The organism is Peptoniphilus sp. oral taxon 836 str. F0141 (genome assembly GCF_000179335.1).
Classification (GTDB): domain Bacteria; phylum Bacillota; class Clostridia; order Tissierellales; family Peptoniphilaceae; genus Peptoniphilus_A; species Peptoniphilus_A lacrimalis.
Genome location: NZ_AEAA01000041.1, coordinates 36,228 through 56,261, shown reverse-complemented (window position 1 = coordinate 56,261; position 20,034 = coordinate 36,228). Strand labels below are relative to the sequence as shown.

At 30.0% G+C, this 20,034-nt stretch carries 22 protein-coding genes; 21 read left to right on the top strand and 1 reads right to left on the bottom strand.

The features are described from left to right. Position 1 precedes the first annotated feature (1 nt). The 21 genes from purH to HMPREF9131_RS01635 all read left to right on the top strand — a co-directional run bounded on the left by purH (position 2) and on the right by HMPREF9131_RS01635 (position 19,264). On the top strand, positions 2 to 1,507 hold the full coding sequence (gene purH, locus HMPREF9131_RS01735) for a bifunctional phosphoribosylaminoimidazolecarboxamide formyltransferase/IMP cyclohydrolase (protein WP_009344996.1): 1,506 nt from the start codon (positions 2 to 4) through the stop codon (positions 1,505 to 1,507). A 7-nt stretch (positions 1,508 to 1,514) separates the two neighbouring features. After that, positions 1,515 to 2,765, top strand: coding sequence for a phosphoribosylamine--glycine ligase (purD, locus tag HMPREF9131_RS01730; protein ID WP_009344993.1), 1,251 nt, complete (start codon positions 1,515 to 1,517; stop codon positions 2,763 to 2,765). Positions 2,766 to 2,980: 215 nt separating this feature from the next. Next, positions 2,981 to 3,316: a hypothetical protein gene (locus HMPREF9131_RS01725; protein WP_036744135.1), complete on the top strand. Its 336-nt coding sequence runs from the start codon at positions 2,981 to 2,983 to the stop codon at positions 3,314 to 3,316. A 92-nt stretch (positions 3,317 to 3,408) separates the two neighbouring features. Beyond that, entirely contained in the window at positions 3,409 to 3,939 is a 531-nt protein-coding gene (locus HMPREF9131_RS01720; protein WP_004825981.1) for a hypothetical protein, read from the top strand. A gap of 283 nt (positions 3,940 to 4,222) precedes the next feature. After that, positions 4,223 to 4,453, top strand: coding sequence for an acyl carrier protein (gene acpP / locus HMPREF9131_RS01715; protein WP_004825905.1), 231 nt, complete (start codon positions 4,223 to 4,225; stop codon positions 4,451 to 4,453). Next, on the top strand, positions 4,446 to 4,850 hold the full coding sequence (locus tag HMPREF9131_RS01710; RefSeq protein WP_009345001.1) for an acetyl-CoA carboxylase biotin carboxyl carrier protein subunit: 405 nt from the start codon (positions 4,446 to 4,448) through the stop codon (positions 4,848 to 4,850). The genes acpP and HMPREF9131_RS01710 overlap by 8 nt, the downstream gene beginning before the upstream one ends. After that, positions 4,844 to 6,223, top strand: coding sequence for an acetyl/propionyl/methylcrotonyl-CoA carboxylase subunit alpha (locus HMPREF9131_RS01705; protein WP_009345026.1), 1,380 nt, complete (start codon positions 4,844 to 4,846; stop codon positions 6,221 to 6,223). The genes HMPREF9131_RS01710 and HMPREF9131_RS01705 overlap by 7 nt, the downstream gene beginning before the upstream one ends. After that, positions 6,204 to 7,058 (top strand): acetyl-CoA carboxylase carboxyltransferase subunit beta, encoded by an 855-nt coding sequence (locus tag HMPREF9131_RS01700; RefSeq protein ID WP_009345006.1) that lies wholly within the window; start codon positions 6,204 to 6,206, stop codon positions 7,056 to 7,058. Before HMPREF9131_RS01705 ends, HMPREF9131_RS01700 begins: the two co-directional genes overlap by 20 nt. After that, positions 7,048 to 7,935 carry a carboxyl transferase domain-containing protein gene (locus HMPREF9131_RS01695; RefSeq protein ID WP_009345011.1) on the top strand — a complete coding sequence of 296 codons (888 nt, stop codon included), beginning with the start codon at positions 7,048 to 7,050 and terminating at the stop codon, positions 7,933 to 7,935. The genes HMPREF9131_RS01700 and HMPREF9131_RS01695 overlap by 11 nt, the downstream gene beginning before the upstream one ends. Continuing rightward, on the top strand, positions 7,926 to 8,822 hold the full coding sequence (locus tag HMPREF9131_RS01690) for a 3-oxoacyl-[acyl-carrier-protein] synthase III C-terminal domain-containing protein (protein ID WP_009345023.1): 897 nt from the start codon (positions 7,926 to 7,928) through the stop codon (positions 8,820 to 8,822). Before HMPREF9131_RS01695 ends, HMPREF9131_RS01690 begins: the two co-directional genes overlap by 10 nt. 1 nt (position 8,823) lies before the next feature. Continuing rightward, positions 8,824 to 9,756, top strand: a complete 933-nt coding sequence (locus tag HMPREF9131_RS01685) for a nitronate monooxygenase (protein ID WP_009345025.1) — start codon at positions 8,824 to 8,826, stop codon at positions 9,754 to 9,756. Continuing rightward, a complete protein-coding gene (locus tag HMPREF9131_RS01680; RefSeq protein WP_009345034.1) occupies positions 9,740 to 10,756 on the top strand; it encodes a nitronate monooxygenase family protein in 1,017 nt (338 codons plus the stop codon). The genes HMPREF9131_RS01685 and HMPREF9131_RS01680 overlap by 17 nt, the downstream gene beginning before the upstream one ends. Next, the gene (locus HMPREF9131_RS01675) at positions 10,753 to 11,661 is read left to right on the top strand and encodes an ACP S-malonyltransferase (protein ID WP_009345032.1); all 909 of its coding nucleotides are present in this window, start codon (positions 10,753 to 10,755) and stop codon (positions 11,659 to 11,661) included. Before HMPREF9131_RS01680 ends, HMPREF9131_RS01675 begins: the two co-directional genes overlap by 4 nt. Continuing rightward, positions 11,654 to 12,364, top strand: coding sequence for an SDR family oxidoreductase (locus tag HMPREF9131_RS01670; protein WP_009345028.1), 711 nt, complete (start codon positions 11,654 to 11,656; stop codon positions 12,362 to 12,364). Before HMPREF9131_RS01675 ends, HMPREF9131_RS01670 begins: the two co-directional genes overlap by 8 nt. Further along, positions 12,361 to 13,578, top strand: a complete 1,218-nt coding sequence (gene fabF / locus HMPREF9131_RS01665) for a beta-ketoacyl-ACP synthase II (RefSeq protein WP_009344991.1) — start codon at positions 12,361 to 12,363, stop codon at positions 13,576 to 13,578. Before HMPREF9131_RS01670 ends, fabF begins: the two co-directional genes overlap by 4 nt. After that, positions 13,568 to 13,993 carry a 3-hydroxyacyl-ACP dehydratase FabZ gene (gene fabZ / locus HMPREF9131_RS01660; protein ID WP_004826083.1) on the top strand — a complete coding sequence of 142 codons (426 nt, stop codon included), beginning with the start codon at positions 13,568 to 13,570 and terminating at the stop codon, positions 13,991 to 13,993. The genes fabF and fabZ overlap by 11 nt, the downstream gene beginning before the upstream one ends. A gap of 403 nt (positions 13,994 to 14,396) precedes the next feature. After that, a complete protein-coding gene (locus HMPREF9131_RS01655; protein WP_009345041.1) occupies positions 14,397 to 14,909 on the top strand; it encodes a GAF domain-containing protein in 513 nt (170 codons plus the stop codon). Positions 14,910 to 15,083: 174 nt separating this feature from the next. Continuing rightward, positions 15,084 to 16,280: a dicarboxylate/amino acid:cation symporter gene (locus HMPREF9131_RS01650; protein WP_009345037.1), complete on the top strand. Its 1,197-nt coding sequence runs from the start codon at positions 15,084 to 15,086 to the stop codon at positions 16,278 to 16,280. A gap of 120 nt (positions 16,281 to 16,400) precedes the next feature. Continuing rightward, entirely contained in the window at positions 16,401 to 17,126 is a 726-nt protein-coding gene (locus HMPREF9131_RS01645) for a YoaK family protein (protein ID WP_009345010.1), read from the top strand. Between the two features lie 244 nt (positions 17,127 to 17,370). Further along, a complete protein-coding gene (locus tag HMPREF9131_RS01640; protein ID WP_009344994.1) occupies positions 17,371 to 18,609 on the top strand; it encodes a DNA polymerase IV in 1,239 nt (412 codons plus the stop codon). Between the two features lie 199 nt (positions 18,610 to 18,808). Then, a complete protein-coding gene (locus HMPREF9131_RS01635; RefSeq protein ID WP_009345021.1) occupies positions 18,809 to 19,264 on the top strand; it encodes a QueT transporter family protein in 456 nt (151 codons plus the stop codon). 32 nt (positions 19,265 to 19,296) lie between these two features. Here the strand turns inward: HMPREF9131_RS01635 and HMPREF9131_RS01630 are convergent, their stop codons facing one another. Beyond that, on the bottom strand, positions 19,297 to 19,923 hold the full coding sequence (locus HMPREF9131_RS01630; protein WP_004825910.1) for an AraC family transcriptional regulator: 627 nt from the start codon (positions 19,921 to 19,923) through the stop codon (positions 19,297 to 19,299). Positions 19,924 to 20,034: the final 111 nt, after the last annotated feature.

Sequence of the window (20,034 nt, the reverse complement as noted above, 5' to 3'; positions counted from 1 at the left end):
TATGAGAGCTTTAATTTCGGTTTATGACAAAGAAAATATTGTAGAATTTGCAAGAGAACTTGTAGCTTTAGATTGGGAAATTATCTCTACTGGAGGGACATTTAAAACACTAAAAGAAAATAATATTCCTGTTAAAGAAGTTGAAGAAGTAACAGGACAAAGAGAGATATTATCAGGCAGAGTAAAAACCCTTCATCCTAAAATTCATGGTGGTATTTTATTCAGAAGAGATAATAAAGACGATAAAAAAACTATAGAAGAAGAACAAATAAAGCCAATTGATATGATAGTTAATAATCTTTATCCCTTTGAAAATTGTCTTAGAGAAGGTAAAGACCATGAAACTTTAATAGAAAACATAGATATAGGTGGTCCATCAATGATTAGGGCTGCAGCAAAAAATTATAAGGATGTACTTATTGTTACAGAACCGTCAGATTATAAGAGCATAATAGAAGCTCTAAAAGAGAATAAAATTGATATGACTTTTAGAGAAACATTAGCCAGAAAAGCTTTTTCATTAACTGCTCATTATGACTCAGTTATCTGTAATTATTTTCAAGAAAAAGCAGAAGAAAAATTTCCAAAATATATTAATAAATCATATACCTTCTCAAATAAGTTGAGATATGGAGAAAATTCTCATCAAGAGGCAGCTTATTACCAAGGTAAGATTTATGCACCATATAAAAAATTACATGGCAAAGAAATTTCCTACAATAATCTTTATGATATGTTTGCAGCAGTTAAAGCAGCTCGTGAATTTGATGAGATAACAGTTGTTGCAGTAAAACATACTAATCCTTGTGGCATAGGAAGTGGAAAAAGTGTTAAGGAAGCTTTTATAAAAGCAAGAGATTGTGATGATGAATCAATTTTTGGTGGTATCATTGCAATAAATAATATTGTAGATAAAGAAGCAGCCGAACTTTTGCATGAAATTTTCTTGGAAATTATTGTAGCACAAGGCTTTACTCCTGAAGCTCTTGAAATCTTGGAAAAGAAGAAAAATATAAGACTTATTGAGCTTAAAGATTTCAATAACTTTGAATTAGACACATCTTCTAAAGAAGTTTTAAATGGGATAATTGTTCAAGATTATGATGATATTTTATTAGATGAAGATAAGTTGCAAATTGTTTCAAAAAATAAACCCACAGAAAAAGAAATGGAAGATTTGAAATTTGCCTTTAAGTGTGTAAAATATACTGCTTCAAATTCAATAGTAATTGCAAAAGATGGAGCAAGTCTTGGGATAGGTCAAGGACAAACAAAGAGATCTTGGGCAGTTGAGGAAGCAATTGAAAGGGCTGGAGAAAAAATTAAGGGAGCAGTTTGTGCATCTGATGGATTTTTCTTTAGAGATACTATGGAACTTTTAAATAAGGCTGGAGTAAGGGCTATTATACAGCCAGGAGGTTCTGTAAAAGACAAGGAAGTAATTGAATATGCAGATGAACACGAAATGGCAATAATTTTTACAGGAATCAGACATTTTAGACACTAGGAGGAATATGAAAGTATTAATTATTGGAACAGGCGGAAGAGAAAATGCTCTTGCTTGGAAAATTTCTAAATCAAAAAATATAGATAAGATTTATATGGCAAAGGGCAACGGAGGAAGTCAAGATTTTGCTACAAATGTTGATATTTCCCCTACAGATATTGATGGACTATTAGATTTTGCCAAAAAAGAAAAAATTGATTTAACAGTTGTGGGTCCTGAAGATCCACTTTGTGCAGGAATTGTAGATAAATTCAAAGAAAATAATTTGAAAATTTTCGGACCCGATAAAGCTTGTGCAAGGTTTGAAGGGTCAAAAGAATTCACCAAGAAATTTTTGGAAAAATATAATATCCCTACTGCAAAATATAAATCTTTCATAGATTATGACGGTGCAAAAAATTCTCTAGGAGAATTTTCCTATCCCTTAGTTATTAAGGCTGACGGTTTGTGCTTAGGTAAAGGTGTATTTATATGCCAAGATAAAAAAGAAGCATTGGAATCTCTGGAAAAAATTTTTATAGATAAAATATTTAAAGACCAAGGAAAAAAAGTAGTAATAGAAGAATATCTAAAGGGTTTTGAAGCATCGCTATTGTGCATAGTTTCAAATAATAAACTCTTCCCATTACAAACTTGCAAGGACCATAAGCAAATATTTGACGGCAACGTGGGACCAAATACAGGGGGAGTTGGCACATATTCGCCAGGCGATAAATTTTCACAAAAAACCGAGGAAGAGATAAGAAAGATTTTAAAAGGCATAGAAATAGGATTTAATAAAGAAAAAATATCCTACTATGGAATTTTATTTATTGGTTTTATGATTGAAAATGATATTCCAAAAGTCTTGGAATTTAATGTGCGTTTTGGAGATCCGGAAACAGAAGTATTGATGCCAAGATTAAAAGGCGATTTACTGGAAATTATGATGAAAACTTTAGATAATACCTTAAGTGAAGATGATATAAAGTGGAAAGATGAGGTTTCTTTAACAACAATTTTATGTTCAGGAGGTTATCCCAGCTCCTATCAAAAAGGTAAAGAAATTACAGGACTTGATAAAGTTGATGGAGATGTAATTATTTTCCATAATGGAACAGTAAAAAAAGATGGAAAGTATTATACTGATGGTGGAAGAGTTTTATCAGTAACAAGCCTTGGAAAAGATTTAATAGAAGCAAGGAAAAAAGTATATAAAAATATTGAAAAAATAAATTTTCAAGATATGTACTACAGAAAAGACATAGGCTTAATATAAATTAATAATAAAATGTCATAGTGATAGGCTATGGCATTTTTTAAACGGAGAAATGGTTTGTAAATAAATTAGAAAGATAAATTTAATACAAAAAAGTTAACACAATAAATTGTTGTTTAAATAATATTTTTATGGTATTGTATAAACACAAAGGTTTTGTTGCATATAGGAGGTTATAATTAATAAAAATATAATTAAAAAAACTGAGTATAATGATGGCAATTTCTTTTATTTTTATTACAATGCAAACATTTGCATGTAATATTAATAGCTGTGCTAATGATATTACAAAAGAAGGGATGGAGATTCAAGAAAGTAAAATTATTGATACTTCAATAAATCTTAGAGGATTTGACGATGATGTTATATATGGCTATAGGACAACTCTAAGACAATCATATCCAAATTTCGCTAAAGAAATAAGAGGGTTTGAAATAGTTAGAAATGGTTTAAGGTTTAGAGGAACCTTATATTTTCAATATTCAGGAGGAACTCCAGGAGATTACTTTGGCGTTTATGAAGGTGACCTTTATTTTGCGGGACGTGCTTAAATTTTAGAGGATTTTAAATTATAGTAACAAATAATCATAATGTAGCAAGACCTTTAATTTATATATTTAAATTTATAAAGTGGAGTGATTAAATGAAAAGAAATTTAAAAATTTTGTGCGGGATTCTAATATTTATTTTATTAAGCTTTGTAGCTTGCAACAAAGCTCCAGCTAATGAAAAAAAGCCTGAAGTAGGAAAAAATGAAACAGAAGTTGTACAGGAAAATCCTAAGAATAATTCTTCGGTAAATGTAGAAGAAAATAATCTGAAAAACGAAACTAAAGACCAGGCACAAACCAGCACAAATCAAAATGTAAAAGTGGAAGAAGACGAAACGGATTTAAGTTCTGTTGATATGGAAAAAGAGAAATTTATAAATTATAAGGACGCGGGTTTTACTAAAGAAGAAAATGATAGTTTTAAAGAATCAGATGATGGGAAAAAACTTGAAAACTTTAAGATTAATTTCAGAAAAGATGACTTTGACTTTAGACAAATAGTTAAAGATTATGAATATAAGTATAAGGATAAAACTTACAGAGGAGATTTAACAATTCTTCTTACAGGCGGAGGAGAAGGAGATTATTTTGCTACTTATACTGGAGTTTTAGAAGAAGTTTAAAAAATATTGAGGGTGGTGCTTTAGTGCTACCCTTTTATAGACTGAATTTTTACCATAATATATAACTTTAATTAGAAACAAAAAACTTATTTTAAAAATATTGAAAAAGTTTAGAAATTTAACCTAATAAGTAATTAAATGTATCAGCTCATAATTTTAAGTGGCTGATTTTTTTTAATTTTTAGGAATAAAAAAGTTATTAAAAATCTATTGACATAGTTATTAAAACAATATAAACTATTTAAAGAAATTAAATAAAACAATTATAAAAAGGAGAATAATTATGACTTTTGATAAAATTAAAAATATTATTGTAGAAAATTTAGGAGTTAGCCCTGAAGAAGTTAAGCTCGACTCGCTTCTTTCTGATGATTTAGGAGCTGATTCTTTGGATGCTGTCGAAATTTCTATGGCTATTGAAGAAGAATTTGGTATAGATATTCCTGATGAAGTTTTGGAAAAGTTTAAAAAAGTTTCAGATATAGTAAACTTCGTAGATAAAGAAAATGAATAATTTTGACACTATCTTTGATAAATTTATAAATTCAAATTTGTCAAAATTAAAATTTAAAGATAATAATTTTGAACTTTTTTTAGAAAAGGGTGGAGAAAAAGCGGAAATTGAAATAAAAAATTCAAAGACACCTTTAAAAGAAAATCATGAAAAGACTTTTGAAGAGATACGTTCTCCAATTGTCGGTGTTATTTATTTATCACAGGGACAGGGTAAGGAAAATTATGTTTCACTAAATTCCAAGGTTAAGAAGGGTCAAGTTTTATGTATCCTAGAAGCAATGAAAGTTTTTAACGAGCTTAAGGCACCCTTTGATGGAATTATAAGAAAAATTAACTTCAATAGCGAAGACTTGGTTGGTCAGGGAGATGTAATTTTTGAGATGGAAAAATGTTAAAAAAAGTATTAATTGCAAATAGGGGAGAAATTGCCCTGAGAATTATTAGAGCTTGCCATGAAATGGGAATCAAAACTTGCGCAGTTTATTCCAAGGCAGATGAAAATTCATTGTTTGTAAAACTAGCTGATGAAAGTTATTCAATTGGCGAGGCTTTGCCGGCTAAATCATATTTAAATGTTGATAAAATTTTGACTGTGGCAAAGGCAAGAAATTGTGATGGTATTCATCCAGGCTATGGATTTTTATCAGAATCATATTATTTTGCAAATCTTGTCAGGAAAAATAAAATCAAATTTATAGGACCGGACCCAGAAACTATTAAAAATATGGGCAATAAATCTCTTGCTATAAAAACAATGAGAGAAAATGGAGTGCCAACAGTTCCTGGTTCTGATGGGAATGTAAAAAGTGTTGAAGAGGCTATAAAAATAGCCGAAAAAATTTCTTATCCCTTGCTTTTAAAGGCATCTAGTGGCGGTGGTGGCAAAGGAATAAGAAGGGTAGATTCTAGGGAAGAATTGGTGGAAAAATTTCCTCTAGTTAAAATGGAAGCTAAGGCATCTTTTAAAGATGATTCAATATACATGGAAAAATTAATAGAAAATCCTCGACATATAGAAGTCCAAATACTTTGTGATGATTTTTCTAATATTTTATGTTTAGGTGAAAGAAACTGCTCTATACAAAGAGAAAATCAAAAAATGATTGAGGAATCTCCATCACCTGGCATATCCCAAGGCTTGAGAGAAAAATTATATGATGCAGCAAGAAAATCTGCCAAGGCTTGTGCATATAAAAATGCTGGGACTGTGGAATTTTTAGTAGATAAAGATGAAAATTTTTATTTTTTAGAGATGAATACAAGAATCCAAGTTGAGCATCCGATTACAGAAATGGTTACAGGTGTTGATTTAGTCAAGAGCCAACTTAAAATAGCATCTGGTCTTGATATAAAAAATTTAAAAGTTGAACTTAAGGGTCATGCTATAGAAGCAAGAATTATAGCTAAAGACCCCCTAAATAATTTTTCAGTTTCCTGCGGACGAGTAAATTTTTTTCATGAGCCTGGGGGAGTTGATACAAGATTTGATTCAGATTTATTTACTGGATCAGAAATTTCACCTTATTATGATTCTATGGTCGGTAAATTAATTGTCAAGGATAGGACAAGAACTTTAGCTATAAAAAAACTTAGGAGGGCCTTGGAAGAAACCTTCGTTTCTGGAATTTCAACAAATATCTGGTACTTATACACAATTTGCCACGATTTTTCCTTTATTAAAGGTAATTATGATACGTCCTTTATAAAAAATAATGAAGAAAATATATTAAAAATAATGAGGTCTTACTATGACAAGTTTTTGGAATAATAGAAAAAAACTTTTAGCTGATATAAGGTCTGGAAGAAATTTGGCAAAGATTAAGGCTAGAGGTAAAAAAATCCGAAAATGTCCCATCTGCAACAAGTATATATCAGAGGAAGAATTAGAAAAAAATTCCTACATTTGCAAATGCGGTGGATATTTTCCCATTCCAGCCTTAAAAAGAATTGATGAAATTATGGATGCCTCCTATGAAGTCATTGATTTTGATATTTCATTTTCAAATAAAATAAATTATCCCAATTATGATAGAAAATATTTAAACGCTCATATAAGAACTGGTTTAAAGGAAGCTGTGGTACTAGCAAAAGGGAAAATTTTATCCTATCCTTGCCTTGTTTTTGCCATGGAAAAAGAATTTTTCATGGGTTCAATGGCATTAAATACAGGTAAAATTATCAGAAAAGCCATTGAAATCGCACAAGAAAACTCCCTTCCTTTGATTTCCTTCGCCCTAAGTGGGGGTGCAAGAATGCAGGAGGGGATTTTTTCTCTTATGCAGATGGCAAATACTGTCAACGCTTTATCAAAATTTTTGCAAAAAAATTTATACATTTCAGTTTTGACAAATCCCACAATGGGTGGTGTAACGGCAAGTTTTGCAAGCCTAGGCGATATAATCATTGCTGAAAAGGATGCTCATATTGGTTTTTCAGGTCCAAGAGTTATAGAAAAAACTTTAAATATTAAATTATCTGAGGATTTTCAAAGTGCTGAGCTTCTTTTAGAAAATGGTTTTGTAGATGAAATTTTATGTAGAAAAGAAATACGTCAATATTTAGGAAAAATTTTATCATTTCATGAGGATATGTATGGCAATTAAAGATATATTTGAAAATTATTACAGAAAATTAAATAAAGATATAGATATGAAAAGCTACAAAAAATATATGGAAAATAAAATTTCTAATATTTCCATCAGTCCGACTGATAGGCTCTATCTTGCTAGAGAAAAAAACAGACCAACATCTATAGATTTTTTAGATAATATTTTAGAGGATAAGCTGATTTTTAAAGGCGACCGTATAGGTGGAGAAGACTCTTCAATAATTTCTGGAATAGGTAGAATAAAAGACTTAAATATTTCTTTCGTAGCTATAGAAAAAGGAAAAACTTTTCAGGAAAAAGTAGAAAACAATTTTGGTATGGTTAGCCCTGAAGGTTTCAGAAAAGCTATAAGAATTTTTAAAGAAGCAGAAAAATTTAATAGACCTGTACTAACAATAATTGATACTCCAGGAGCTAATCCCTCACCAAAATCAGAAGAAAATGGTCAATCTCAACAAATTGCCAATTCTCTTTTAACGATGTCTTCTTTAAAAGTTCCTATAATTTCAATAATTATTTCTGAAGGATATTCCGGAGGAGCCTTATCTTTAAGTCTTTGTGATTATTTAATTATGCTTGAAAATGCAATATTTTCCATTCTTTCACCTGAGGGTTTCGGTTCAATAATTTTTAGAGATTCAAGTAAAGTAGAAGAAGCTGCAAAACTTTTAAAATTTACTGCAAAGGATATGAAAGATTTTGACATCTGTCAGGAAATAATTCCGGAGAAAATTGATCCATCTTATGAGTATTATAAAGAAATTTTTTCTTATTTACAAAAAGATGTATATGAAAAATTTAAAGATTTACAAAAATTTTCATCAGTAGAATTAATAGAAAAAAGACACGAGAGGTATATGAATTGGGATTAATTATAGAAAAAGCTTCAAAAATTGATTTAGAGGATAAAAGAGATAATGTTTATTTTGAAAAAAGACTGGATACTACAGATGAGTGGATAAGAAAAAGAACAGGAATAAAAGAAAGATTTATATCCCATACGCCTCTTTCTGAAATGGCTACAGATGTGGCTTTTAAATTAAACTTAAGTCAGGAAGAGAAAGAAAGAATAAAAATACTTATAGTTTCAACTATTGGTGGGGACTATATTGTTCCATCTTTAGCTTCTTATGTTCATGGAAAATTATCTCTTCCACAGGAAGTTTTAGCCTTTGATATAAATATGGCTTGTTCAGGTTTTGTTGGAGCAAGCATCTTATGCGAAACTTATCTCAAAGAAAATGAGCTAGCTCTTGTAATTGGAGCTGAAAAATTATCAGATTTTACAGATATGGCAGATAGGTCTACTGCGATAATTTTTGCCGATGGTGCAGGAGCAGTTTTGTATAAAAAGGATTCATCAAAATTTTATAAGGACTTAGGGACAATTTTTGATAGTAAAAATTTGACTTTAAAAAGAAATTCTTATTTAAAAATGAATGGTAGGGAAGTTTTTAAATTTGCTATCAATGAAGTTCCCAAGTCTATAAAGAAACTTTTGCAAGAATCATGCCTAAAAGATGAGGATATAGATATATTTTTACTTCATCAGGCAAATGAGAGAATAAAAAATTCAGTAGAGAAACATTTTAAAGGATATTTTTATTCAAACATAGAAACAATGGGCAATACATCTTCGGCTTCTGTGGCAATGAGCCTGGGAGATTTGTATGAAAAAAATAGATTAAAGGACAAAAAAATTCTTCTCTGCGGTTTTGGAGGAGGATTAAATTATCAAACGTGTATAGTTAGGGGTTAAAATGAATTTAGAAAAAATTTTGAATATAAAATATCCCTTTATTCAGGGAGGGATGGCAAATATTTCTAAGGGAAAGTTTGCAGCAAGCGTATCTGAAGCTGGTGGATTAGGTTTAATAGGTACAGGTGGGATGAGCCCAGAAGATCTGCTTAAAGAAATAAAAATCGCAAAAGAAAATACAGATAAATTATTTGGAGTTAATCTTCTTTTGCTAAATCCTCAAGTTGATGCCTTGGTTGATATTGTGATTTCACAAGGAATAAAATTTCTAACTACAGGAGCAGGAAACCCTGGCAAATATATGAAAAGATTTAAAGAAAATAAGATCAAAGTGTTTCCAATAGTATCATCCATAGCCCTTGCAAAAAGAATGGAAAAATTAGGTGCTGATGGAATAATTGTTGAAGGTGAGGAGGCGGCTGGCCACATAGGAGATATTTCAACAATGGTACTTCTGCCTCAAGTAGCACAAGCAGTAAATATTCCTGTAGTAGCAGCCGGTGGTATAGGATCAGGTAGGCAAATTTTTGCTGCGGAAGTTTTAGGAGCAAGTGGAATTCAGTTTGGCACAAGTTTACTAGCAACTTTTGAATGTCCAATCCACCAAAATTATAAGGAAAAAATAATAAAATCAAAATCTTCTAACATAACAGTTATAGGACTGACAAATGCTTATAAAACAAGAGTAATAAAAAATAAGATGGCAAGGACTTATCTTGAAATTGAAAAAACAAATAAAGATAAACTTGCTCTAGAAAAACTTACCTTAGGAGCCTTGAAAAAAGCAGTTGAGGTTGGTGATATGGAAAATGGGTCAATTATGGCAGGAGAAGTTGTCGGGCAAATAAATGAAATACTCTCTATCAAGGACTTATTTGAAAAATTTTACCATGAATATAAAGAAGTTCGAGAATTTTATGAGAATAGAAGATAAGGTAAAAATACCAATAATCCAGGGAGGAATGGGAGTAGGAATTTCTCTTTCAAAACTTGCAGGAAGTGTTGCATCATTAGGCGGCATTGGAACAATTTCAGCAGCTGATATTGGCTTTAAAGAAAAAGATTTTTTTAAAAACAGAAAGACTGCTAACTATAGGGCAATTTTTCAGGAAGTTAAAAAAGCTAAAGAAATTTCTAAAGGCAAAGGTATTATTGCCATGAATATTATGTATGCGAGCTTTGATTACGATGAGATTGTAAAAAAATCAATTGAAGCTGGTGTAGATTTGATAGTTTCTGGAGCAGGACTTCCTTTAAATTTAGCCGAGCTGGCAAAGGGAAAAAATGTCCTAATTGGTCCTATTGTTTCATCTCTAAGGGCATTAAAAATAATTTTAAAGAGATGGAAAAAAATTGATAAAGTTCCAGATCTAATAATTGTAGAAGGCCCTTTAGCTGGTGGCCATCTCGGCTTTAAAGATGTAAATAAAGCTAAAAGCCTAAGAGAAATTACAAAAGAAATTTTAGATTATTTAAAAGAAGAAAATTTACCCATCAAAGTTTTTCCGGCGGGTGGTATAAGAAATAAAGAAGAAGTCCAAGAATTTTTATCAATGGGAGCTTATGGAGTTCAAGTTGCAACACCCTTTATAGCAAGCTACCAGTGTGATGCTCATGAAAATTTCAAAAAAGAAATCATAAGGGCAAGAGATGAAGATTTGGCAATAATAAATTCTCCCGTAGGCATGCCTGCAAGGGCAATAAAAAATAAGTTTCTTTATGATATAGAAAAAGAAAATATCAAGAAAAGAAATATTTCTTGCATAAGATGTATAAAAACTTGCGATTCAATAAATATGAAATATTGTATTTCAGAATATCTAATAAAATCTGTCCTAGGCTTTGAGGGACTTGTATTTTCTGGAGCAAGAATAGATCAAATAAATAAAATTAGAAATGTAAAAGAAATTATAGGAGATTATTTTAATATATGAAAGCACTACTATTTGCTGGTCAAGGCTCACAAATAATAAACATGGGTCTTGATTTTTATGAAAATTCTAAAGAGGCAAGAAGTTTTATTGATAATTTAAAAGAAAAAGATGAAATTTTAAAAGTTTTTAATATGGATGAAAAAAAACTTAAAGAAACAAAAAACACCCAGCTTGCCCTTATAGGTTTCCAAACAATGGTATCTTTTTTGCTAAGAGATATAGATTTTGATGGCTTTTCTGGTTTATCTATTGGGGAATACTCTGCCCTTTATAAGTCAGATGTAATAAGCATAGAAGATACAATTAAAATTGCAAAATATAGGGGGCAAAGGATGCAGGAAGTTTCCAAAAAACTTGATACATCAATGTATGCCTTGATGACAAATAATTATATCCTTGTAGAAGAAGTTTTAAAAAAATTAAGTACAAAAGAAAATTTTGGACAAATTTCAAACATCAATACTGATGGACAGATAGTAATTTCTGGGTCTAAGGATATTTTGCAGGAAGCAGTAAAAATATTTAAAGATAGGGGAATTAGATCTATTTCCCTAAAAGTTTCAGGACCTTTCCACACATCTTATATGGATCCAGTAAAAGAAGATTTGCGAGATTTTTTTGAAAATATTGAATTTAAACCACCCAAAAAAAGTCTTTACCTAAACCTAAGCGGACAAAAATATAAGGGTGGAGATTTAAAAGAAATAATGGCTTTTCAAGTAGCAAGCCCAGTAAAATTTAAAAGTATAATTGAAAATATGATAAATGATGGAATTGATACCTTTGTAGAGATAGGATTTTATAATGTTCTTTCAAAGTTTGTCAAAAAAATTAATAAAAACGTAAAGACTTATGCTATATCAACTTACAAGTCTTATGAAGAATTTAGGAGTAAATATGAATAAAGTAGCCCTGATCACGGGAGCAAGTGGCAAGATTGGTCTAGCTTGTGCTAGAAAATTTAAAGAAGAAAATTATAAGCTTGCACTGGCTTATAGAAGTGAAGAAAAATTAATAAATTTATGTGAATTTAAAGATGATAAGGATGTAATATTCCTTAGAGGTGACTTAAGAAATTCATCCGATTGTAAAAATATTGTAGAAAAAACCATTGAAAAATTTGGTCAGATTCATGTCCTTATTAATAATGCTGGAGTCACAAGAGATAAACTTCTATTGACAATGAAAGATGAAGATTTTTCCTATGTTATAGAAAGCAATTTATATTCAGCCTTTTATATGTGTAAATATGTCTTGAAAAATATGATAAAAAATAAATATGGAAAGATTATAAATATTTCCTCTGTGGTAGCATTAAGAGGTAATATTGGTCAGGCAAATTATGCAGCATCAAAAGCAGGACTTTTGGGTCTAACAAAATCTTTAAGTGCAGAAGTTGCATCAAGAAATATAAATGTAAATGCCATATGTCCAGGCTTTATAAAAAGTCAGATGACACAGGGCTTAGAAGATAAATATGTAGATAAAATTTCAGCAAAAAGATTGGGAGAAGCAAAAGATGTTGCAAGTCTTGCATATTTTTTAGCAAGCTCAGATTCCTCTTATATTCATGGACAAGAAATTGTAGTTGATGGAGGCTTATTATGAATAGAGTCGTAGTTACTGGAATTGGTTTTATATCTCCCTTGGGAAATACCATAGATAAGCTTACAAAAAATTTAAAAATAGGCAAGAATGCTTTAAATGAAATTTCATTCTTCGATAACAAAAATTCTAAAGTAAAATTTGCATGCCAAGCTGATATAAATCTTGAAGATTTTTTTTCAAAAAAAGAATTGAGAAGGATGGATAGGGTCAGTGCCTTTGGCATTTTGGCAGCTAGAGATGCATTAAAAGATAGTAAACTTTCAAAAGAAGAAATAAAAAACGCATCAATAATTATAGGGACAGGAATTGGTGGACTTACAACAATAGAGGAAGAAAGCGAGAAAGCAAATACCAAGGGATATGAAAAAATTTCTCCATTTTTTATTCCAAAGTCAATAGCAAATATAACATCTGCCATGATAGCAATAGATTTAGGTCTTCATGGATACTCCTCCACAAGTGTAACAGCATGCGCTTCATCACTAACAGCAATTTTAGATGCTTACAGGCATATAAAAGATGGTTACAATAATATAGTTATAGTTGGTGGCAGCGAAGCATCTATTAATAGATTAGGAATTTTTGGTTTTGAATCAATGAAAGCTTTAAGCACTTCAGATGATATAAATAGAGCCTCTATCCCCTTCGATAAAGAACGACAAGGATTTGTAATGGGAGAGGGAGCAGGAATTTTAGTTTTAGAAGAATATAAGCAAGCTAAAAAAAGAAAGGCAAAAATTTATGGGGAAATTATAGGAGCAGGAGCAACAACAGATGCCTATCATATAACTGCTCCCTTAGAAAGTGGAGAATTTGCCAAAAGAGCCATGGAAGATGCCTTAGCTTCAGCTAAAATTGATGCCACAAAAATTGAATATATAAATGCTCACGGAACTTCAACTAAGTTAAACGACAAAGTAGAAAGTAAAATTTATAAAGAATTTTTTACTCATGCAAATATTTCCTCCACAAAATCAATGACAGGTCATCTCTTAGGTGCAAGCGGAGCCTTAGAAGCAATAATTTCTTTAATAGCCTTGAATAATAATTTCATTCCTCCGACAATTAATTATAAAGAAAAAGATGATGAGTGCCCAATAAATATAAATACCAAAGCCCTAGACAAAAATTTGACCTATGTAATGACAAATTCACTTGGTTTTGGCGGTCATAATGTTTCAGTAATTTTTAAGAAGGTAAAAGATGAAATATGAAATAGAAGAAATTTTAAAAATTCTTCCCCACAAATATCCTTTTGTATTAATAGATAAAATAATAGATGGTGAAGAAGGTAAATGGGCATTAGGGGTAAAAAATCTCACATACAATGAAGAATTTTTTCAGGGACATTTTCCAGATAGACCCATAATGCCAGGGGTTTTAATAATAGAAGCCTGTGCACAAACAGGAGCAATTGCAATTTTATCAGCAAATAAAAATAAACTTGCAGTCTTTACGTCTATAAAAAATGCAAAATTTAAAAGCCAGTTGAAGCCAGGCGACACAGCATATATAAAAACTCAGCTTGTAAAAGAAAAATTAAATATTGGCATAGCAAAATCACAAGTAAAAGTAGAAGATAGGATAGTAGCCACTTGCGAATTTTCCTTTGCCCTTATAGATAAATAAAAAAGTTTAAAAATTCATATTATATTTTACTTTAGTAACATTTAAACTTGAAATTTAATGTACTTTTATTATGAGTAAATTGTCCAATTCTATTTTTCTATATATTTTTATAGATATTATAGACCATTGTTAAAAATAAAATATAATTATTAATTATAGACTAAAATTTTATCCTACTATATAATTACAAGGAAAGTGCTAATATTTATGATTATCACTATTTATAAGTATGGTAGAGAAATTCTAAATTTATTGTTTTTGATAAGTTTTACTTTATTTATAAATTATTTTGTGCATAAAAATAATAACAAGTTTTAAAATATAGAATATTTTCTTTAGCACTTTAAAAAATATGGAAAAATATTATAAATTATTAAAATTCTATAAAAATTGCAGGTGTAAAATGAGTTTTGAAATAAAAGGAATAGAAAATTTAAATAATGAAGAAAGATTAAAATATATGGTGAGTTTTGCCAAAGCAACAATAGAAATTGAAAGTGATTTTGTAGCAATGATGGCAAATTTGTCTTCAGTAATAATGGCAACAATAAAAGATCTTAATTGGGCAGGATTTTATATAGTTCGTAAAGACCAGTTAGTTCTTGGACCTTTTCAAGGATTGCCAGCTTGCACTAGACTAAAAGATAAGGGTGTATGTGTAAGTGCTTGGCAAAATAAGTCTATTATAAGAGTCAAAAACGTGCATGAATTTAAGGATCATGTAGCTTGTGACAGTGCATCAAATTCTGAAATGGTTCTTCCTATAAAAATACATGGAGAGGTGATTGCGGTTTTGGATCTAGACTCGCCAAAAATTGCAAGATTTGGAGAAGTTGAAGAAAAATATTTTGCAGACTTAGTAAAACTTATGGAAGACCAATTAGAAAAAACATATGAAGAATTAAAAAATAATTAATTTTGGATTAAGCATTTATATAATTTAATATAATTACTACAGGTTTTTATTAAAAAATTTTTCTTGTTTATATTAACTCTGTGTGAATTTCAATTGACAAAAATTTATCATAGTTATATTATGGTAGAGGTTAGGCGATTTTTTGTCTAAGAAAAATGTTAATGGAGTGTGAATATGAAAAAGAAAGTTAATTTTTTTGATAGTCTTGTTTTTAAATTAATTATTGCAATAATTATAGGTATTTTTCTTGGGCAGAATATCAATGAGAATTTAGTAGGAGTTGTTGATGCCATAAAAAGAATATTAGGAGATTTTATTGGCTATATGGTTCCTCTAATAATACTTGGTTTTATTTCACCTTCTATTGTTAGTTTGAAAGATTCAGCAGGAAAGATTTTATCTGTAACTTTAGCTATTTGTTATATATCCTCAGTTGGAGCTGCTACTATGTCTTTATTTGCAGGAAGAATTATTATTCCTCATTTAAATATTGCTGAAAATGTAGTAAGTGCTAATGAACTTCCTAAAGCTATTTTTAATCTTGAAATAGCACCTATTATGCCTGTAATGACTGCTCTTATAACATCAGTCTTGATTGGACTGAGCGTCTTATGGACAAACTCAAAAACTTGGGAGAATCTTCTTTTGGAATTTAATAAGATTGTTTTAGCTATGGTTGATAAAGTCGTTATTAGATTTTTGCCTTTTTATATTGGTCTGACTTTTACCGAACTTTCTTATGAAGGTGTAGTTATACATGAACTTCCAGTATTTTTAAAGATAATTTTAATTGTTATAGTTGGTCATTTTATTTGGATGGGGCTTCTATATTCTATTGGAGGTTTTATTTCTAAGGTAAAACCTAAAGAAGTTTTTAAACATTATGGTCCGGCTTATTTTACAGCAGTGGGAACAATGTCTAGTGCGGCAACTCTTCCTGTAGCTTTAAAATGTGCCAGAAAATCTAAGGTTTTAGATGCTCAGATAAGAGATTTTGTCATACCTATTTGTGCTAATACACATCTGTGCGGCTCAGTTTTAACAGAAACTTTTTTTGTTATGACTGTATCTCAAATTCTTTATGGCGCTATGCCTAAAATTCCTACCATGATTTTATTTATTTTGCTTTTGGGTATTTTTGCAATTGCAGCTCCTGGAGTTCCAGGAGGGACTGTTGTAGCATCTCTTGGTTTGATTACTAGCGTTTTAGGTTTTAACGATACAGGCACAGCCCTTATGTTGTCAATTTTTGCCCTTCAAGATTCTTTTGGAACTGCTTGTAATATAACTGGAGATGGAGCTATCGCTCTTATTGTTACAGGTATTTTTAAAAAAGTTCCGGGGAAAAATGAAGATTCTATAAATGTGTAAAAGAATAATAATTAGTTAATTGGAAACTTGCTTTGTTCAAGTTTCTATTTTTTTATTTGACAAAATGAAAAATGAGTAATATTATAAGTGGGAATTCGCAAAAGAAGGAAAGTGGATGATATGATTATTGATTACAGAAGAGAAAATATGGCTGAATCTTTCCGATTGGCAGTTTTATTGACATTAACGGGTGGATTCCAAGATGCATATTCATACTTTGCCAGAGGAGGAGTTTTTGCAAATGCCCAAACGGGTAATGTGGTTCTTTTGGCTAAGCAGCTTGTTACAGGAAATCTTGAAGGCACAATAAAATACTTAATTCCTATAGGGGCATTTTTTATAGGAGTTTTTGTAGCTGTTTTTATTGAAGAAAAATTAGCCGATAAGTTAAAATTTAATTGGCGACAAATGATTTTAGGCTTACAAATTCTTATAGTTATTTTTTGTGGCTTTATGCCCGAAAAATATAACAGTATTGTTAATGCACTCTTGTCTTTGTCTTGTTCTATGCAGATTACTGCTTTTAAAAAAATAAAGGGACTTTCTACAAATACCGCTATGTGTGTTGGAAATATTAGAAATGCTAGTGATCACTTGGCAAGGTTTTTATTTTTAAAAGAGAGAGGATTCTTTAAAAATGCTATTCATTATTATACAATTATTTTTGTATTTGCTATTGGCGCAGCTTTTGGTTATACCTGTGTTAGCAAATTTTCTTTAAGAGGTGTTTGGGGAGCTTTGATTTCTTTAATTATTGCTTTTATTCTATTTTTCCTTGAAATTGATGAGGATGAAAGGGAAGAAGATATTGAAGAAGATATTAAAGAAGGAAAGTTAGTTAAGTAAAAATTTTATATTGTTTTAATAAATAAGGGAACTTCAAAAAATGAAGTTCTTTTTTTGTTGCCTTTTAATGATAAAAAAATTAGTGAATTTGCATATTATTTATATATTTTAAAATACCAATAAATTTTTGTATTTTGCTCAATGGCTGACATAAAAACAAAGTTTTATACAATCTATAAAAACATATTGACAAACGAAACTGATGTTTTTAGAATATATTTAAACAAATGTTTGGGAGGTTTTTATGGATATATTACATGTGGATATGAACAGTTTTTATGTTTCTTGCGAACTTATAGACAAGCCAAATTTAAAAAGTCAACCCGTTGCTGTTGGTGGAGATGAAAAGTTAAGACACGGGATAATTCTTGCTAAGACTCCTATGGCAAAAAAGTTTGGAGTTTTAACTGGTGAACCTATATGGCAGGCTAAAAAGAAATGCCCAAATCTTTTAATTTTCCCACCAAATTATGAGAAATACATAAGAATTTCCAAGGCTGCTCAAAAAATTTATTATTCTTATACAAATCAAGTTGAACCTTACGGTATGGATGAGTGTTTTTTAGATATCACGGGAAGTAAAAAACTTTTTGGAAGTCCTGAAAAGATTGCCTTTGAAATTAAGGAAAGAATAAAAACTGAGCTTAAAGTTACCGTTTCTGTGGGTCTGAGTTTTAATAAAGTCTTTGCTAAATTGGCAAGCGATATGAGAAAACCAGATTATTGCACTTTTATATATAAGGAAAATTATAAAAAAATTGTATGGCCTTTGAAGGTTCAGGATATGATAATGATTGGACCTCAAACTACTAAAAAGCTAAATAAAATCAATATAAAAACCCTAGGAGATTTAGCGGAGGCTGACCCTGAAATTTTGAGAAAAAATTTGGGCATTAATGGGATAAAAATTTATAATTGGGCAAATGGTATGGATAATACTAGGGTTAAGGATTATTATCAGATTATTCCAATAAAAAGTATAGGCCGTTCTATAACTTGTAAGGAAGATCTTTTAAATTATGAAGAGGTGAGGGCTGTAATTCAAAAGCTTTGTGAAGATATATCTAAAAGGTTAATAGAGAATAACTATCTGGCAAGGGGTGTTAATGTTGGTTATAGAAAAAATAATTTATCTCACGAGAGTTCAGATGTTTTATTAGATTATCCGTCAAATTCCACCCTGGAAATTTCAGCTAAGGCTATGGATGTTTTTTTGAAAGACTTTACTTTTAAAGATGATGAAAAAATAAGGGCCTTATATATAAGGGCTATAAAGCTTATACAAAATAGAGAGGCTATTCAGGTGGATTTATTTAATGATGTAAAAAAACATTTCAAATACTTAAGTCTGGAAAAAGCTATTTATAATATAAGAAATAGATATGGTAAAAATTCAATAACTTATGGGAATTTGATAGGGGATTTAAAAATGCCTAATGATGGTAGGGAACTTGTGACAATGCCGACTTCGTTTTGGATTTAAGAAAAATAAAGAGAAATTATGTAGATAAGATTAGAGGTTTTTATAAACTGATAAATTTGATGCAATTTTTAAGGTAAATTTTATATAATGAGGCGGCTCTATTTTACTATTATTTGAAAAATATATTAATTTCTGCTAAAATCTTTGATGTTGGTTCGAAACCATCCCAACTAAAAAAAACTAAGGAGGACAATTTAATATGAAAGTCAAAGACTTAGCCAAAAATGCTATATTAATTGCAGTTTATATTTTAGCAGTAAATATAAATCCTATAGGATTTATGGCTATTCAATTTCGTGTAGCTGAAGCACTTTCAGTTATACCATTTTTTAATCGCAAGTTTGTACCTGCCCTTATTATAGGTGGAGCTTTAGCAAACTTATATTCACCACTAGGATTAGTAGATATGGCTGTGGGGGGAGCATGTGCCATTATAACTTATATTTTTAGCAAGTACATCGAAAATAATTATATTAACTCATTTATTTTTGCACTTGCATCAGGCATACTTGTATCTCTAGAATTATATTATACAGCAGGAACACCGTATTTTTTAACAGTTCTAACAGTTGGACTGCCAACACTTGTAATAACTTGCCTTTCAGTTTATATTATTGAGCATACAAATCTTAAAGATATTATAAAAAGAGCATAAAAAAAGCAAGCCTAAGCTTGCCCCAGGTCCTATTATAGGGCCTGTTTTTTATATTCATTAGGAGTTAAGCCTACATACTTTTTGAAAGTTGTAGAGAAGTGAGATTGAGAAGAAAATCCACAATCAAATGAAATAAACTCAAAAGTTTTCTTATCTTCTTCTATTAAAGCCTTAGCTTTGTTTACCCTTTGTAAATTAATATACTCGCAAAATTTATAACCTGTTTTAATTTTAAACAAATGGCATAGGTAATTTCTTGAGATATGTAATTTTGAGGCAACTGATTGAAGAGTAATTTTTTTTGTATAATTTTTATTTATATATTCTAAGGCGATTTCTACAAGTTCATGGTCATTTTCTTTTAAAGCTAAGGAGAAATTGTTAGAGTATCCTATAAGCATTTTTTCTCCTATTGCACGAAGTTTTTCAGGACTATTTTCCTTGGTAAATAATTTTGAACATTTAAGTGCATAGCTTTCAAGGTCCTTATTATATTGAACAAGAAAATATGTGTATAGAAACATATTAAGTTTAGATAAGTATAATTTAAGTTCTTTAGCAGAGCGTTTAAAGTCTTTTATGTTAGACTCATAAATATCTAAAGCCATATTTATTGAATTAGACTTTAAATTCTTAGCAATATTTAAGTGATTTATCATTTCATACTCCTTTTTTAAAGATATTATATTAATTTTTTATAATTTATTGACTATACTTATATTATAATAGGTATGAGATTGATAGTCAATATCAAAAAAAGTTAAATAAAT